Source organism: Streptomyces sp. NPDC088785, from assembly GCF_044750685.1.
In the GTDB taxonomy this organism is placed as follows: domain Bacteria; phylum Actinomycetota; class Actinomycetes; order Streptomycetales; family Streptomycetaceae; genus Streptomyces.
The window spans coordinates 595,714-612,425 of sequence record NZ_JBIVKH010000003.1 but is presented as its reverse complement, the minus strand read 5'-3'; the positions used below and the strand labels follow the sequence as shown (position 1 = coordinate 612,425).

Annotated in this window: 13 protein-coding genes; 8 read left to right on the top strand and 5 right to left on the bottom strand. The window is 72.2% G+C overall.

The genetic code is table 11. The features are described from left to right. Positions 1 to 44: 44 nt before the first annotated feature. Genes ACIP5K_RS13440 through ssd form a run of 3 tightly spaced genes read right to left on the bottom strand, consistent with a single transcriptional unit; the run spans position 45 to position 3,232 of the window. Positions 45 to 914 carry a type II secretion system F family protein gene (locus tag ACIP5K_RS13440; protein WP_401409008.1) on the bottom strand — a complete coding sequence of 290 codons (870 nt, stop codon included), beginning with the start codon at positions 912 to 914 and terminating at the stop codon, positions 45 to 47. Between the two features lie 51 nt (positions 915 to 965). Further along, complete coding sequence (locus ACIP5K_RS13435) at positions 966 to 2,111, bottom strand: TadA family conjugal transfer-associated ATPase (RefSeq protein ID WP_401409006.1); 1,146 nt, start codon at positions 2,109 to 2,111, stop codon at positions 966 to 968. A gap of 20 nt (positions 2,112 to 2,131) precedes the next feature. Beyond that, positions 2,132 to 3,232 carry a septum site-determining protein Ssd gene (gene ssd, locus ACIP5K_RS13430; protein WP_401408683.1) on the bottom strand — a complete coding sequence of 367 codons (1,101 nt, stop codon included), beginning with the start codon at positions 3,230 to 3,232 and terminating at the stop codon, positions 2,132 to 2,134. A 660-nt stretch (positions 3,233 to 3,892) separates the two neighbouring features. On the opposite strand from ssd, the gene ACIP5K_RS13425 reads away from it, so the two are divergent. Then, on the top strand, positions 3,893 to 4,741 hold the full coding sequence (locus tag ACIP5K_RS13425) for an HAD family hydrolase (protein WP_401408680.1): 849 nt from the start codon (positions 3,893 to 3,895) through the stop codon (positions 4,739 to 4,741). Positions 4,742 to 5,094: 353 nt separating this feature from the next. Here ACIP5K_RS13425 and ACIP5K_RS13420 read toward each other — a convergent pair whose 3' ends face one another. Further along, entirely contained in the window at positions 5,095 to 5,919 is an 825-nt protein-coding gene (locus ACIP5K_RS13420) for an oxidoreductase (protein WP_401408677.1), read from the bottom strand. A gap of 101 nt (positions 5,920 to 6,020) precedes the next feature. On the opposite strand from ACIP5K_RS13420, the gene ACIP5K_RS13415 reads away from it, so the two are divergent. After that, positions 6,021 to 7,001, top strand: a complete 981-nt coding sequence (locus ACIP5K_RS13415; protein ID WP_401408675.1) for an ATP-binding protein — start codon at positions 6,021 to 6,023, stop codon at positions 6,999 to 7,001. An 81-nt stretch (positions 7,002 to 7,082) separates the two neighbouring features. On the opposite strand, the gene ACIP5K_RS13410 is transcribed toward ACIP5K_RS13415, so the two are convergent. Further along, positions 7,083 to 8,381 carry a hypothetical protein gene (locus ACIP5K_RS13410; protein ID WP_401408673.1) on the bottom strand — a complete coding sequence of 433 codons (1,299 nt, stop codon included), beginning with the start codon at positions 8,379 to 8,381 and terminating at the stop codon, positions 7,083 to 7,085. 350 nt (positions 8,382 to 8,731) lie between these two features. Between ACIP5K_RS13410 and ACIP5K_RS13405 the strand changes: the two genes are divergently transcribed. From ACIP5K_RS13405 to ACIP5K_RS13380, 6 genes are all read left to right on the top strand, one after another. Further along, positions 8,732 to 11,101 carry a bifunctional SulP family inorganic anion transporter/carbonic anhydrase gene (locus ACIP5K_RS13405; protein WP_401408670.1) on the top strand — a complete coding sequence of 790 codons (2,370 nt, stop codon included), beginning with the start codon at positions 8,732 to 8,734 and terminating at the stop codon, positions 11,099 to 11,101. 144 nt (positions 11,102 to 11,245) lie between these two features. Continuing rightward, complete coding sequence (gene acs / locus ACIP5K_RS13400; RefSeq protein WP_401408667.1) at positions 11,246 to 13,243, top strand: acetate--CoA ligase; 1,998 nt, start codon at positions 11,246 to 11,248, stop codon at positions 13,241 to 13,243. 210 nt (positions 13,244 to 13,453) lie between these two features. Beyond that, complete coding sequence (gene nhaA, locus ACIP5K_RS13395; RefSeq protein WP_401408664.1) at positions 13,454 to 14,863, top strand: Na+/H+ antiporter NhaA; 1,410 nt, start codon at positions 13,454 to 13,456, stop codon at positions 14,861 to 14,863. Between the two features lie 54 nt (positions 14,864 to 14,917). Beyond that, the gene (locus tag ACIP5K_RS13390) at positions 14,918 to 15,427 is read left to right on the top strand and encodes a phage holin family protein (protein WP_401408661.1); all 510 of its coding nucleotides are present in this window, start codon (positions 14,918 to 14,920) and stop codon (positions 15,425 to 15,427) included. Continuing rightward, positions 15,424 to 16,380: an alpha/beta fold hydrolase gene (locus ACIP5K_RS13385; protein WP_401408658.1), complete on the top strand. Its 957-nt coding sequence runs from the start codon at positions 15,424 to 15,426 to the stop codon at positions 16,378 to 16,380. The genes ACIP5K_RS13390 and ACIP5K_RS13385 overlap by 4 nt, the downstream gene beginning before the upstream one ends. A gap of 139 nt (positions 16,381 to 16,519) precedes the next feature. Then, the gene (locus tag ACIP5K_RS13380; protein WP_401408655.1) at positions 16,520 to 16,705 is read left to right on the top strand and encodes a hypothetical protein; all 186 of its coding nucleotides are present in this window, start codon (positions 16,520 to 16,522) and stop codon (positions 16,703 to 16,705) included. The last annotated feature ends 7 nt before the right edge of the window (positions 16,706 to 16,712 follow it).

Genomic DNA, 16,712 nt, shown 5'->3' with positions numbered 1-16,712 from the left:
CCGTTCACCCCCTCACCCCGCCACATCAAGGCACCCGCACCCCCTCACGCCTCCGCCCCGCGCACGATCCGGGACGCCCACCACAGCCCCGCCGCCTCCAACACCCCGCCCACCACCAGGCACCCCGCACCGGCCCCGGTGTGCAGCAGCACCCTCAACGGCTGGGCGCCCAGCGCCGATCCGAGCAGCAGCCCCAGCACCGGCAGCCCGGCGAGCATCACGGCTGTGGACCACGGGCCAGCCAACTGGGCTCTCAGATCAGCCCGTTGATCCCGCTCCGCCCGCAACGCGTCCGCCAGCCGTTCCAGCCCGGCCGCGAGTCCGGCCCCCCGGTCCACCGCCACGTGCCAGCACGCCGCCAGCCCTCGCAGCCCCTCGGCGCCCGGCTCCCCGGCCGCCGCCCGCAGTGCCTCGGGCACGTCGCCGCCGAACCGGGCCGCAGCCGTCACCGCCGCGCTCCCCCTGCCCGACAGCGCGCCCGACTCCCGTACGGCGACGGTCAGCCCCGCACCCGGCTGCCGACCCGCCCGGACCTCTCCGGCCAGCACCTCGCACAACCGGATCACGGCGTCCCCGCGCCGCTCCCGCATCCGCAGCGCCGCTCTTCCCCGGCGTGCCCGCGCCGCCACGGGCACCGAGCAGGTGCCGAGAACCAGCGGCAGCGGCGAGGCTCCCGCGACCCCGATCAGCGCCCCGGCCACCGCGCACCCCCATTCGGGCCGACCGCGCAACCACCCCCAGGCGCGCTCACCCGCACTCCGCCAGACCGGTGGCGCCTCGACGCCCGCCGCCTCGCCGAACACCGCCCGCACCCGCCGTGCTTCGGCGTCCCGCACCCGCACGGCCCACACCACGACCGCCACCCCGATCAACCCCAGAACCACGACCACGATCACGACCACGCCCCCGGACATCTCCACCTCCACTCCTCGCACCAGTCACCCCCCATCAGTCACCCCCATCAGTCACCCCAGCCCCACCCCCACCCCCAACAAGCCCCCCAGCCGCTCCCACCCCTCCCCCGGCACGAATCCCCGCTCGTGCCACTCCAGCGCCGGAACGGCCCGCACCCAGCCCTGCTCGTCCCGCTCGAGCACCCGCACCTGTGCCACCCGGCGCCGTCCACCCCGGTCCCGTACGAGGTGCAGCACCACCGACACAGCGGCCGCCAACTGGCTGTGCAGTGCTGCCCGGTCCAGGCCCGCAGCCGTTCCCAGCGCTTCCAGGCGGACCGGCACATCGCCCGCCGCGTTGGCGTGCAGGGTGCCGCAGCCGCCCTCGTGGCCGGTGTTGAGCGCGGCCAGGAGCGAGACGACCTCGGCGCCGCGCACCTCGCCGACGACGAGGCGGTCCGGCCGCATCCGCAGCGCCTGCCGGACCAGGTCGTCGAGGCCGACGGCGCCGGCCCCCTCCTGGTTGGCGGGCCTGGCCTCCAGGCGGACCACGTGCGGATGGTCGGGGCGCAGCTCGGCGGAGTCCTCGGCGAGGACGATGCGCTCGTCCGGGCCGACCAGGCCGAGGAGCGCGCTCAGCAGCGTCGTCTTGCCGGTGCCCGTGCCGCCGCTGATCAGGAAAGACAGCCGGGCGTCGAGCAGCGCGCGCAGCACCCGGTCGCCGCCCGGCGGCACCGTCCCGGCCGCCACCAGTTCCTTCAGGGTGAACGCCCGGGGGCGTACGACCCGCAGCGACAGGCAGGTGCAGCCCACGGCGACCGGTGGCAGGACCGCGTGCAGCCGGGTGCCGTCGGGCAGGCGGGCGTCCACCCAGGGCCGGGCGTCGTCGAGGCGGCGCCCCACCACGGCGGCCAGTCGCTGGGCCAGCCTGCGCACGGCGGCGGCGCTGTCGAAGGTCACGTCGGTCCGCTCCAGGCCGCCGCCGCGGTCGACCCACACCCGGTCGGGCGCCGAGACCAGGACGTCCGTCACCGAGGGGTCGGCGAGGAGCGGCTCCAGCGGGCCCGCGCCCACCAGCTCCGAGCGCAGCCGGCCCGCGACGCCGAGGACCTCGGCGTCGCCGAGGACACGGCCCTGGGCCCTGAGCGCCTCGGCGACGCGTGCGGGGGTGGCCTCCGATCCGGTCTCCGCGAGCCACTGCCGCACCCCGTCGAGCATCCGCGCCCCGACCACCGCGCTCACGGCGCCTCCCCCGGCCCCGCGGTCACCGGCATCCGCTCCCAGAACCCGGTGCAGAACCGGCGCAGCGGTCCGCCGGACGCCGACCCGGGCGTCCCGTCCGCCGGCCGGCCCGTGTCCAGCGGGAGTTCGCCCGCGAGGGGCAGTCCGAGGAGCCGGGCCACCTCGTCCGCGTCCAGCAGCCCGGAGCGTCGCGCACCGCGCGGGGGCGCCGTCACCACGCGCAGGTCCCGCACCACCATCCCCACCGTGTCGGCCACCCGCCGGGCGGCGGCGACGGCCCGCAGGTCCGGCGGCACCACGAGCAGGGCCAGATCGAGCTGGGCCAGCGCCTCCACCGCGCTCGCGTCGACCCGGCGCGGCAGGTCCACCACGACGGCCCCGCCGCTGCGCCGCCCCGCCGCGAGCACCACGCGCATCGCCTCGGGCGGCAGCGCCGTCAGGTCGCCGCGGTCCCAGCTGAGCACGCGCAGGCCGTGCAGACAGGGCAGCGACTCCTCCAGGGCCGTGGCGCCGACCCGGCCGCGGGAGTGGACGAACGCCGGCCAGCGGAGCCCGTCCGCCGCCTCCCCGCCGAGGAGCACGTCGAGGCCGCCGCCGATCGGGTCCGCGTCGACCAGCAGGGTGCGCCGCCCGGCCGCCGCGGAGGCCGTCGCCAGACCGCAGGCCAGCGTCGAGGCGCCGGCGCCGCCCTGGCCGCCGAGGACGCCGACGGTCAGCGCGGGCCGCCCCACGCCCTCGGCGACATCGGCGATCCGGTCCATCAGCCACTGCTCGGCATCCGGCAGCATCAGCACCTGCTCGGCGCCGATCTCCACGGCCCGCCGCCACACCCCGGGGTCGTCCTGGTCCCGCTCGACGAGCAGGACCCCCGCGCGCCGGGCCGTGCCGCGCAGCCGGCCCGCCGCATCGCCGCCGACGAGCACCAGGGGCGCCGCCTCCCAGCCGCCTCTGCCGTCCGGTGCCTCGTGTCCGACCTCGGGGCGCACGCCCGCCGCCGCGCACAGCCGCAGCAGGTCGTCGAGGAGCCCGACATCCTCCGTCACGATCAGCGGCGCCTGCCGCCCGCCCCGCGGGTTCCCCGCGCTGTCCTCCACCACGATCCGATCCCCCTGTCTCCGTGTCCCCGCCCGCCGCGCGGACGAGGACGGTCCGCCGCGAAGCCGCCGGCACCGGAGCGCCGAATACCGGGCGCCGGCGCGGCTCGTCATCACGAACCGGCCATGAACGGCCGCCCGGACTTCGCCTGCGGAATCACCGTGCAGCGATCCCGGAAATCATGTGGATCTTGGTCAAAAACTGTGGATGTGAGAAGGGATGTGAATATCCCGCTCACCCATACCGGTGACATCCGGGAGCCGGCGCGGGAACTGCCGCGGGAACTGAGCCCGCACACCCTCCGGGAAGGGCTCGGGAACCGCTCCGGACCCCCTCGGGAACCACCCCGGCGATCTCTGGAACCCCTCCGCAGCGCAGTCCGATCGTCACACAAAGTGACCGCCAGGTCGGGTGGTGATCTCTGGCCGCACGGCTCGAAATCCCGGGAAACAGGCATGAAAAAAGGACCCGAAAACGGGTCCGGACATGCGACGACCCCCGCCGGGGGGGAGAGCGGGGGTCGTCCCCACGGTCCGACTCGGGGGGGGGAGGAGCCAGACCGGGTTAGCACGGTCGCGAACGATCCGTGACTTCCATGGTGTACCCGAGAGCCTTCTCAAGCAAACCCACGCGCCACAGCTTACGCCGAATGGTGGGCGCCTATGCTCGGGCTTGTGGAAAACCACTCCGTGCCTCACTCGATGCCCCGCGCAGCGGCGTTCTTCGACCTGGACAAGACCGTCATCGCCAAGTCGAGCACGCTCACGTTCAGCAAATCGTTCTACCAAGGCGGACTGATCAACCGCAGGGCCGTGCTGCGTACGGCCTACGCGCAGTTCGTCTTCCTGGCCGGAGGCGCCGATCACGACCAGATGGAGCGGATGCGCCAATACCTGTCGGCGCTCTGCCGCGGCTGGAACGTGCGACAGGTGCGGGAGATCGTCGCCGAGACGCTGCACGACCTGATCGACCCGATCATCTACGACGAGGCGGCGTCGCTCATCGAGGAGCACCACACCGCCGGCCGGGACGTGGTCATCGTCTCCACCTCGGGCGCCGAGGTCGTCGGGCCGATCGGGGAGCTGCTCGGCGCGGACCGGGTGGTGGCCACGCGGATGGTCGTCGGCGACGACGGCTGCTTCACCGGCGAGGTGGAGTACTACGCGTACGGGCCGACCAAGGCGGAGGCCGTCAAGGAGCTGGCCGCCTCCGAGGGGTACGACCTCGCGCGCTGCTACGCGTACAGCGACTCGGCGACCGACCTGCCGATGCTGAGTTCCGTCGGGCATCCGTACGCAGTCAATCCCGACCGGACGCTGCGGCGCGAGGCGCTCGCGCGCGAGTGGCCGATTCTCGACTTCCACAAGCCGGTCCGCCTCAAGCAGCGGCTGCCCCACCTGTCCGCCCCGTCCCGCCCGGCACTCGTGGCCGCCGCGGCGCTCGGCGCGGCCGCCGCCACGGCGGGACTGGTCTGGTACGCCAGTCGGCGCAGGGCGCTCCCGGGCGCGTAGGCACGCGGAGACCGCTGCCCGTTTCGCCCCTATTTGAAGCTAAAAGTAAAGAAGTGCGGCCAGGGCTTTCGCATCCCCCCGGCGAGGAGTACAAAGGAGTCAACGGCCCGCGAGACCAAGGACATCCGAGAGGATCACCTTCACACGCAAAGGCCCCACGGACCGCGCATGGACACCGGGCACCCACGCGACGTCGACCCGTCGATTACGGGCCAGCCGCACCAGGCGACGGGCAAAGACCCCGACCTGATGGGCAACACATCGAGGACGCTTGGTAACCCAGTGGCCATGCCAGCGGCGGTACGAGGACTCGTACCGCCGCACCCCTGTGCGGGGACCGGTCGCGGGAGAGCTCAGGCGGCGCCGCGCTGAAGCGCCTCGCACACCGCCGTCGACTCGCGGACTCCCAGCTCGACGGACTTGCCGCAGTGCGTGATCCAGGCGGCCATCCCGTCCGGGGTGCCGGACACATAGCCTTCGAGCGCGGCCGCGTAGGCCGCGCGCCCCAGCTCCGCGTGGCCCACCTCGGCGGGGCAGATCGACTTGGGGTCGAGGCCGCTGCCGACCAGGACGATGCGTTCGGCGGCCCGCGCGACCAGACCGTTGTGCGAGCCGAAGGGGCGCAGGGCGAGCAGCTCGCCGTGCACGACGGCGGCGCTCACCAGGGCGGGCGCCGCACTGCCCGTGATGATCAGCTGGGCGAGCCCTTCGAGGCGGCCCGCCACCTCGTCCGCGTCCGGCACCGGAAGCTCGATGAGCGGTTCGTCCACCGGCTCGCCGGGAGTGCGCGGACGCCCCACGGTGTCCCCCTGGTCGGCCGCCGCGACCAGGTGCAGCCGCGCGAGCACCCGCAGCGGCGACTGGCGCCAGATGGACAGCAGTTGCCCCGCCTCGGCGGTCAGCCGCAGGGCGGCGCCCACCACGGGCGCCTCCGGGTCGCCGTCGGCGCCGCTGAAGTCGGTACGCCGGCGGACCTCTTCGAGGTTCCAGTCCGCGCCGGAGAGCGCCGCGCTGCCGCGCGCCCCGCGCAGGGCGGCCTCGGCGGTGACCTCGGTGCTGCGGCGCCGCATGACCCGGTGCCCGTAGACCCGGTCCACGGCTTTGCGCACGGAGTCCACGGAGTCGGCCACGCCGGGCAGGGTCGCGAGCGCGGCGAGGGGGTCGGCTGTCGTACTCATGAGTACGACCCTACGGTCCCGGGGCCTGCGCCCCACGAAGGAGTGGTCTTCTTCACGCGCGAGCACCACGAACAGTGACCGCGACGCTACCCTTTGTGAACATGAAGATCGCTTTCGTCGGGAAGGGCGGCAGCGGCAAGACCACGCTGTCCTCGCTCTTCGTCCGCCACCTCGCCAGTACCGGGTCGCCGGTCATCGCCGTCGACGCCGACATCAACCAGCACCTGGGCGCGGCCCTCGGTCTCGACGACGACGTCGCCGCCGACCTGCCCGCGCTCGGCGCCCGGCTGCCGCTCATCAAGGACTACCTGCGCGGTTCGAACCCGCGCATCGCCTCCGCCGACACCATGATCAAGACGACGCCGCCCGGTGAGGGCTCGCGGCTGCTGCGCGTGCGGGAGAACAACCCGGTGTACGACGCGTGCGCCCGGGAGGTGGAACTCGACGGTGACGCCGTGCGTTTGATGGTCACCGGGCCGTTCACCGAAGCCGACCTCGGCGTCGCCTGCTACCACTCCAAGACCGGAGCGGTGGAGCTGTGCCTGAACCACCTGGTCGACGGCCGCGGCGAATACGTCGTGGTCGACATGACCGCCGGCTCGGACTCCTTCGCCTCGGGCATGTTCACCCGCTTCGACATGACGTTCCTCGTCGCCGAACCGACGCGCAAGGGAGTCTCCGTCTACCGCCAGTACAAGGAGTACGCCCGGGACTTCGGCGTCGCGCTGAAGGTCGTGGGGAACAAGGTGCAGGGCCAGGACGACCTCGACTTCCTGCGCGCCGAGGTCGGGGACGACCTGCTCGTCACCGTCGGGCACTCCGACTGGGTGCGCGCCATGGAGAAGGGGCGCCCGCCGCGCTTCGACCACCTGGAGGAGCCCAACAGGGCCTCCCTGCGGGCGCTTCAGGAGGCGGCCGACGCCACGTACGAGGCGCGCGACTGGGAGCGGTACACGCGCCAGATGGTCCACTTCCACGTGAAGAACGCCCAGAGCTGGGGCAACGAGAAGACGGGGGCCGACCTCGCGTCGCAGGTCGATCCCCGTTTCGTCCTCCAGGAGAGCGTCACCGCCACCGCATGACCCGCGGCCCGGCCGGCCCGGTGTCACGGGCCGGCCCCGGCGTCCCCTCGGGCCAGCGGCCCGGTGCGGACCCCGTCGCGGCTACGGCTTGGCGGCCGGTGCGCCCGGCACCCCCTTGGGGGCCGGGGCCGGGCTGCCGCCGTTGAGGAAGGCCGGCCAGCCCTGCCCGGGGGCCTTGCCGACGGGCAGCTCGGCGAGCTTGCCGAGCGTCGTGGCGTCCTGGGCGTCGAGCCAGTCGGCGAGCTGGTGGAAGGACACACAGCGCACGTCCGGCTTGTTGCAGACCTTCTCGACGGTCTGTTCGACGGCACGCATGTAGGTGCCGCCGTTCCAGGACTCGAAGTGGTTGCCGATGATCAGCGGGGCGCGGTTGCCCCGGTAGGCGCGGTCGAAGCCCGCCAGCAGGCTGTCGCGCATCTGGTTGCCCCAGTAGGCGTGCTTGTCGGGGTCGCCGTGCATGGTGCCGGACTGGTTCACGGCGAAGTTGTAGTCCATCGTCAGCTGCTCGTAGGAGTGGCCGAGGAACGGCACGAGCTGCATGGACAGGTCCCACAGGCCGTTCTTCTTCTTCGGCCAGACCTGGTTGTTGACGCCGCTGGTGTCGTAGCGGAAGCCCAGGTCGTGGGCGGCGCGCATGAAGTTCTTCTGCCCTTCGAGGCAGGGCGTGCGGGCGCCGATGAGTTCCTTGTCGTAGTCGAAGGGCAGCGGGGCCGCCTTCGTCAGACCCGTGTTGGTCTTCCACGACTTCACGAACGACTTCGCCTGGGCGATCTCGCTCTTCCACTCGGGCACCGACCACTGGCCGACGCCGCCGTCCTTGCCGCAGAAGTGGCCGTTGAAGTGGGTGCCGATCTCGTTGCCTTCGAGCCAGGCGCCGCGCACCTGCTCGGCGGTGTCCCTGATTCCCTTGAGGTCGTTGAAGCCGATGTCGGAGCGGCCCGGCGAGTGCTGCGGCGCGTGGTACTCGCCCGCCTTGTCCTCGGGAAGCATGTACACGCCGCTGAGGAAGTACGTCATGGTCGCGTTGTTCTTCTTGGCGACCTTGCGGAAGTGCGAGAAGAGGCGCTGGCTGTCCTCGCCCGCGCCGTCCCAGGAGAAGACGACGAACTGCGGTGGTTTCTGTCCCGCCCTGAGGCGGTCGGCTCTCGGCAGGTGCGGCTGCCGGCCGGTGTAGGCGGTCGATCCGTCGCCGATGAGACGGAGCACACTGCCCGGGGCGCCCTTGTGGGGCGCGACGGCCTTCTTGGGGCCCGGGGCGCCCCGGTGGGGCGGGGCGTCCGTGCCGCAGCCGGCGAGCGCGGCGGCGCAGGCCGCGGCGGCGGTGAGGCCCGCGGCGAGCCGCACGGCCGGGCGGGGAGCGATCCTTCGGGTGGCGGCCATCTTCCGCCCACCTTCTTCCTGGGGTCGGCTGACAGGTGGTGAATGCGAGAAATGCCCGCTTCCGGCGGGCGGCGCCGCCAACGTCGCACGAAGATCGAAGTCGTTTTGTACGACAAGCCGACCAGACTTTTTGTTCACCACTCAGAGTGAAGCCTTGCCCCATATGCCCCTTTGATCCCGCCGGATCCTTTACTCTGCATTACTATCCATTTACCGAGCGTTGATATCGAACGTCGATTTTCATCCCGCCGCTGCACGCCGTGAACCACGGCCGCGACCGACCCCCACCCACCGCCCGGGGGTCCCCCACATTCCGCGACCGCGCTGCACCCCGGAGGAGACGGGAACACATGTCAGCCTGCGTACCCACCCGCGCCAGTGACTCCGAACGACCGGGCGAGCCGACCGACGCCGCCCACCCGGCCCACAGCCCGCCACCGGCGCCCCGCCGCCGCTTCCGCATCGCGGGCGCCGACCTCTCGGCGTCCATCGCCGTCTTCCTGATCGCCCTGCCGCTGTCCCTCGGCATCGCCCTGGCGACCGGCGCGCCCCTGGAATCGGGGCTCGTCGCAGCCGCCGTCGGCGGCATCGTCGCCGGTGTCCTGGGCGGCGCCCCGCTCCAGGTCAGCGGCCCCGCCGCGGGCCTGACCGTGGTCACCGCCGAGCTGATCCAGCGCTACGGCTGGCGGACCACCTGCGCCATCACCGTGATGGCCGGAGTCGCCCAGCTCGGGCTCGGCTGCCTGCGCGTGGCGCGCACGGCACTGGCCGTCAGCCCCGCCGTCGTGCACGGCATGCTGGCCGGCATCGGCATCACCATCGCCGTCGCCCAGATCCACATCGTCCTCGGCGGCACCCCGCAGAGCTCCGTGCTCGCCAACCTGGGCTCGCTGCCGCACCAGCTGGCCCATGTGCACCCGGCCGCGCTCGCCATCAGCGTCCTCACCCTCGCCGTACTGCTGGGCTGGCCCCGCATCCCGGGCCGGGCCGGGACCCTCGCGCGCAAGGTGCCGGCCGCCCTGGTCGCCGTGACCGCCGCGAGCGTCACCGCCGCGCTGCTCGGCCTGAGCCTGCCCGCGGTCGACCTGCCGTCCTGGAGCAGCCACGCGCTGGCCGGGCTGCCCGAAGGGCCGGTGCTCGGGATCGCCGCGGCCGTGCTGACCACCACCCTGGTGTGCAGCGTGCAGTCGCTGCTCGGCGCCGTCGCCGTGGACAAGATGGCCGCGGGCCGGCCCGATCTGCCGCCGTCGATGCGCCGCTCGAACCTGGACCGCGAGCTGCTCTCCCAGGGCGCCTCGAACATCGTCTCCGGCTCGCTCGGCGGGCTGCCCGTGGCGGGCGTCGCGGTGCGCTCCACGGCGAACATCAACGCGGGCGCCGTCAGCGGGAACTCCTCGGTGCTGCACGGCGTTTGGGTAGTAGCGGCCACCCTCCTCCTGGTCCCCGTCCTGGAGCTGATCCCGCTCGCCGCGCTCGCCGCGCTGGTGATGATGGTCGGCATCCAGATGGTGTCCCTGCACCACATCCGCACGGTCACCCGCCACCGCGAGGTGCTCGTCTACGTCGTGACCACCCTCGGCGTCGTCGTCCTCGGCGTCCTCCAGGGCGTCGGTCTCGGTGTCGCGGTCGCCGTCGGCGTCGCGATGCAGCGCCTCGCGCGCACCCGGATCACGCACGACGAGGACGCCCGCGGTGTCCACCACGTGCGCGTGCGCGGCCAGTTGACGTTCCTCGCCGTGCCCCGGCTGAGCCGCACCCTTCATCAGGTGCCCCACGGGGCGAGCTGCGTAGTGGAGTTGGACGGATCTTTCATGGACCATGCCGCGTACGAAGCCCTTCAGGGCTGGCAGAAGGCCCACATCTCCCAGGGCGGACAGGTCGAGGTCGCCGGGCGCGGCGGCGCGCGGATCGCGGAGCCCGCGAGCGCCTCGCACGCCTGCTGCCGCCCCTGGACGCCCTGGCGCAACCACCACTGCGACGACCGGCCGCACACCCCCGCCCCCGACACCTCGGCGCGGACGGCGCCGCCGCGCGGCGGGCACCACCTGGCGAGCGGCATCAGCGCCTTCCAGCGGAACACCGCGCCGCTGGTCCGCGACGAGCTGGCCCGGCTCGCGCGGGAGGGGCAGAAGCCCACGCAGCTCTTCCTGACCTGCGCCGACTCCCGGCTCGTCACCTCGATGATCACGTCCAGCGGCCCCGGCGACCTCTTCGTCGTGCGCAATGTGGGGAATCTGGTGCCGCTGCCGGGCGCCGAGAGCGGGGACGACTCGGTCGCCGCCGCCATCGAGTACGCCGTCGACGTCCTCAAGGTGCAGTCGATCACCGTGTGCGGGCACTCCGGATGCGGCGCGATGCAGGCGCTGTTGAGCAGTCCGCCGTCCACGCCCGGGGCGCTCACGCCGCTCAAGCGGTGGCTGCGGCACGGGATGCCGAGCCTGGAGCGGATGGGCGACGCGGCGCTGCCCTGGGCGCGGCTGGCGGGCCGGGCGCCCGCCGACACGGTCGAGCAGCTCTGTCTGACCAATGTCGTCCAGCAGTTGGAGCATCTGCGGGCGCACGATTCGGTCGCGCGCGCCCTGGACGCGGGCGTCCTCGAACTGCACGGGATGTACTTCCACGTCGGCGAGGCCCAGGCCTACCTGCTGGAGGAGCGTGATCCCGTCTTCGGCCAGGTCGAGGCGGCCGCCTACGAGGACTCCGGAGCGGCCCCGGCCTGAACCGGCCCTTTCCCGGATCCGTGGGACAGGTGAGAGCGTGTGGCTCCCGGCACCGTCGGGAGCCACACGCATGAACTCCAGAGCTATAGGTCTAAACCAATTTTCGGACACCCCTTGTCACCAGGGGTCGACGTCTGATGAGCTGTGGCCTGGGACACAACGGACACCTTGGGAAAGGCAGAAGCCGTGAGCAACGAGAGCCTGGCCAATCTTCTGAAGGAAGAGCGACGCTTCGCGCCGCCCGCTGACCTGGCGGCGAACGCCAATGTCACGGCCGAGGCGTATGAGCAGGCCAAGGCTGACCGGCTGGGCTTCTGGGCCGAGCAGGCCCGCCGCCTCACCTGGGCCACCGAACCGACCGAGACCCTCGACTGGTCGAACCCGCCGTTCGCGAAGTGGTTCGCCGACGGCAAGCTCAACGTCGCCTACAACTGCGTCGACCGGCACGTCGAGGCGGGCAACGGCGACCGGGTCGCCATCCACTTCGAGGGCGAGCCCGGCGACAGCCGCGCCCTCACCTACGCGGAGCTGAAGGACGAGGTCAGCCGGGCCGCGAACGCGCTGACCGAGCTGGGCGTGCAGAAGGGTGACCGCGTCGCCGTCTACCTGCCGATGATCCCCGAGGCCGTCATCTCGATGCTGGCCTGCGCGCGCATCGGCGCCGCGCACTCGGTGGTCTTCGGCGGCTTCTCCGCGGACGCGATCGCCAAGCGCATCGAGGACGCCGACGCCAAGCTCGTCATCACCTCCGACGGCGGCTACCGCCGCGGCAAGCCGTCCGCGCTCAAGCCGGCCGTCGACGAGGCGCTGACGCGCGCGCCCGTCGACAAGGTCCTCGTCGTGCGGCGCACCGGCCAGGACGTCGCCTGGACCGAGGGCCGCGACGTGTGGTGGCACGACGTCGTCGGCCGGCAGTCCGCGGAGCACACGCCGGAGGCGTTCGACGCCGAGCACCCGCTCTTCATCCTCTACACGTCGGGCACGACGGGTAAGCCGAAGGGCATCCTGCACACCTCCGGCGGCTACCTCACCCAGGCGTCGTACACGCACCACGCCGTCTTCGACCTCAAGCCCGAGACGGACGTGTACTGGTGCACGGCCGACATCGGCTGGGTCACCGGCCACTCGTACATCACCTACGGCCCGCTCTCGAACGGCGCGACGCAGGTCATCTACGAGGGCACCCCGGACACCCCGCACCAGGGCCGGTTCTGGGAGATCGTGCAGAAGTACGGCGTCACGATCCTCTACACGGCGCCGACCGCGATCCGCACCTTCATGAAGTGGGGCGACGACATCCCCGCGAAGTTCGACCTCAGCAGCCTGCGCGTGCTGGGGTCCGTGGGCGAGCCGATCAACCCCGAGGCGTGGATCTGGTACCGCAAGAACATCGGCGGCGACCAGGCGCCCATCGTGGACACCTGGTGGCAGACCGAGACCGGCGCCATGATGATCGCCCCGCTGCCCGGCGTCACCGAGACCAAGCCCGGCTCCGCGCAGCGCGCCCTGCCCGGTATCTCCGCGACCGTCGTCGACGACGAGGCGAACGAGGTACCGGACGGTGGCGGCGGCTACCTGGTCCTGACCGAGCCGTGGCCGTCGATGCTGCGCACCATCTGGGGCGACGACCAGCGGTTCATCGACACCTACTGGTCCCGCTTCGAGGGCCGGTACTTCGCCGGTGACGGCGCCAAGAAGGACGCGGACGGCGACATCTGGCTCCTCGGCCGCGTCGACGACGTGATGCTCGTGTCCGGGCACAACATCTCCACCACCGAGGTCGAGTCCGCGCTCGTCTCGCACCCGGCCGTCGCCGAGGCCGCCGTCGTCGGCGCCGCCGACGAGACCACCGGTCAGGCCATCGTCGCCTTCGTGATCCTGCGCGGCACCGCGAACGCCGAGGACGCCTCGCTCGTCGCCGACCTGCGCAACCACGTCGGCTCCGTGCTCGGCCCGATCGCCAAGCCCAAGCGCGTCCTCCCCGTCGCCGAACTGCCCAAGACCCGCTCCGGCAAGATCATGCGCCGCCTCCTGCGCGACGTCGCGGAGAACCGGGCCGTCGGCGACGTCACCACCCTCGCCGACTCCTCCGTCATGGACCTCATCCAGACCAAGCTCCCCGCGACGTCCAGCGAGGACTGATCCCCCGGATCACCCACGGGCACGTACGGAACGGGCACCCGGCGAACGCGCCGGGTGCCCGTTTCGTGCGTATCGTGACGGTCACCAGGTCCGTCTCGCGTACACCCGGTAGGGTGAAGTCCGCGTCAAGAACGCGCCATGAAGTTCACAGGGTGTGCCGGGAAGTCTGGTCGGCGATGTCATCAGCCGTACCCGACCGGAGGTCCCCTCGTGGCAGCGCCCCAGAAGCAGAGCACGTCCGACCGCACCGTACTCGGCCGGATCTCCCTGCCCGAGCGGAACTTCCTCACCGAGGCACTGCGCACCGAGACCGTCGGCGGCGTCCTGCTCCTCGCCGCCGCCATCGCCGCCCTCATCTGGGCGAACGTGCCGGCGATCAGCCACAGCTACGAGAGCGTCAGCGACTTCCACCTCGGCCCGTCCGCCCTCGGCCTGCACCTCTCCGTCGGACACTGGGCGGCCGACGGACTCCTGGCGGTCTTCTTCTTCGTCGCCGGCATCGAACTCAAACGCGAACTGGTCGCGGGCGACCTGCGCGACCCCAAGGCCGCCGCGCTGCCGGTCGTCGCCGCCCTGTGCGGCATGGCGATGCCCGCCCTCGTCTACACGGTCGTCGCCTCGACCGGCGGCGGCGCCCTGTCCGGCTGGGCCGTGCCCACCGCCACCGACATCGCCTTCGCGCTCGCCGTGCTCGCCGTCATCGGGACCTCGCTGCCGAGCGCCCTGCGCGCCTTCCTGCTCACCCTCGCCGTCGTCGACGACCTCTTCGCCATCCTGATCATCGCGGTCTTCTTCACCAGCGACCTCGACTTCGTGGCGCTGGCCGGCGCCGCCGTCGGCCTCGCGGTCTTCTGGGTGCTCCTGCGCCGGCGGGTGCGCGGCTGGTACGTGTACGTGCCGCTCGCGCTGGTCATCTGGGGCCTGATGTACAACAGCGGGATCCACGCCACCATCGCCGGTGTCGCCATGGGCCTGATGCTGCGCTGCCACCGCGAGGAGGGCGAGGCGCACTCCCCCGGCGAGCGCATCGAGCATCTGGTGCGCCCCCTGTCGGCGGGGCTCGCGGTACCGCTCTTCGCCCTGTTCAGCGCGGGTGTCGCGGTGTCCGGCGGCGCCCTGGGGGACGTGTTCACCCGGCCGGAGACGCTCGGCGTGGTGCTCGGTCTCGTGGTCGGCAAGGCCGTCGGCATCTTCGGCGGCACATGGCTGACGGCCCGGTTCACCCGGGCGTCCCTGCCCGACGGGCTGGCCTGGGCGGACGTGTTCGCCGTCGCCTCCCTCGCCGGGATCGGCTTCACCGTCTCGCTGCTCATCGGCGAACTCGCCTTCACCGACGATCCGCTGCTGACCGACGAGGTCAAGGCGGCCGTCCTGGTGGGCTCGCTGATCGCGGCCGTGCTCAGCAGCGTGCTGCTGAAGATGCGCAACGCCAAGTACCGCGCCCTGTGGGAGACCGAGGAGCGCGACGAGGACGAGGACGGCGTCCCCGACATCTACGAGATCGGCAACCCGGAGTACCACCTGCGGATGGCCGAGATGCACGAGAAAAAGGCCGCGGAGCACCGCAGGCGTGCCGAAGTGGCGGCCGGGGCAGGCGACGAGGACGAGCGTCCGGCATGATCTGACAACGAGTCCGCACATACGGAGCACCGACAGAACGACAGGGAGTACGCGATGAGCGCACCCGACGGCAGCCCGGTCGGCGCCGAACGCAGTATCGGCCAGCTGTTCGCCTCGGCGACGACCGAGATGTCCGCACTGGTGCACGACGAGATCGCCCTGGCGAAGGCGCAGCTCAAGCAGGACGTGAAGCGCGGGGCGACCAGCGGTGGCATGTTCACCGTGGCCGTGTCCGTCCTGGTCTTCTCCCTGCCCATGCTGAGCTTCGCCCTGGCCTACGCCATCAACGCCTGGACCGGCGGCTTCAACGGCCGGGGCGGCTGGAACCTCGCCTGGTGCTTCCTGCTGTCCTTCGCCGCCAGCCTGTTCCTGGCACTGCTGCTGAGCCTGATCGGCGTCCTCTTCGCCAAGAAGGCCAGGAAGGGCAAGGGCCCGCAGAAGGTCGCCGCGTCGTTCAAGGAGTCGGCGGGCGTCCTCCAGCACGCCAAGCCCCACCCGCGCGAGGTGACGGCCGGCGACCGTGTGCCCGAGGCCATCGAGGCTGTGGCACGCTCGTCTTCATGACGGACCCCGCCACTCCTTCGGCCGCACCGCCCCCCGCCTCTGTCGTACGCCTGGAGGTCCCGGGCGTCCGGGAGGTGCTCCACCGGGACGTCGCCGCCAACGGCGCGCGGTTCCACATCGCCGAAATGGGTGACGGGCCGCTGGTCCTGCTGCTGCACGGCTTCCCGCAGTTCTGGTGGGCGTGGCGGCACCAGCTCGTCGCGCTCGCCGACGCGGGGTTCCGGGCGGTCGCCATGGACCTGCGGGGCGTGGGCGGCAGCGACCGGACGCCGCGCGGCTACGACCCGGCGAACCTGGCGCTCGACATCACCGGTGTGGTGCGGTCGCTGGGCGAGCCGGACGCCGCGCTCGTCGGGCACGACCTCGGCGGCTACCTCGCGTGGACGGCGGCCGTGATGCGGCCCAAGCTGGTGCGCCGGCTCGCGGTGTCCTCGATGCCGCACCCGCGCCGCTGGCGCTCGGCGATGCTCGCCGACCACCGGCAGTCGCGCTCGGGCGGTTACGTCTGGGGCTTCCAGCGGCCGTGGCTGCCGGAGCGGCAGCTCGTCGCCGACGACGGCGCGCTGGTCGGCAAGCTCGTACGGGACTGGTCGGGACCGCACCAGCCCGACGACGAGACGGTACGGACCTATGAGCGGGCGATGCTCATCCCGTCGACGGCGCACTGCTCCATCGAGCCGTACCGGTGGATGGTGCGCTCGCTGGCGCGGCCCGACGGCATCCAGTTCAACCGGCGCATGAAGCGGCCGGTGCGGGTGCCGACGCTGCATCTGCACGGTTCGCTCGATCCCGTGATGCGCACCCGGAGCGCGGCGGGCTCCGGCGAGTACGTCGAAGCCCCCTACCGCTGGCGGCTGTTCGACGGTCTCGGGCACTTCCCGCACGAGGAGGACCCCGAGGCGTTCTCCAAGGAACTCGTGAACTGGCTGAAGGATCCCGAGCCCGACCGGTGAGGGGGCGTACGCCCTCGGTGAGCGGCCCGAGCGCGGGCGCGAACGCCTGTCCTACGAACAGCCAATTGCCTCACGCATACGCCATTTTGGGGGCGATGGGAGAGATTACCGACCATGAGGCCCGGGCAGACGTCGTTGTATGGGCTGGACGCACGACTACAGTGACGCAGCACGCACCCGCCGCCCAGCGATGACGCTGGGCTCTCCCCAGAGGGGGGCGCCGCAGGACACTCCGGCGCACGACCCCCACCTGGGCATTCCGCGTATTCTGCGACGTCGGGCCCGCTGGGTCTCGGCGCGGCTTCGGCATACCAGCCGCACCTGAGATCCCC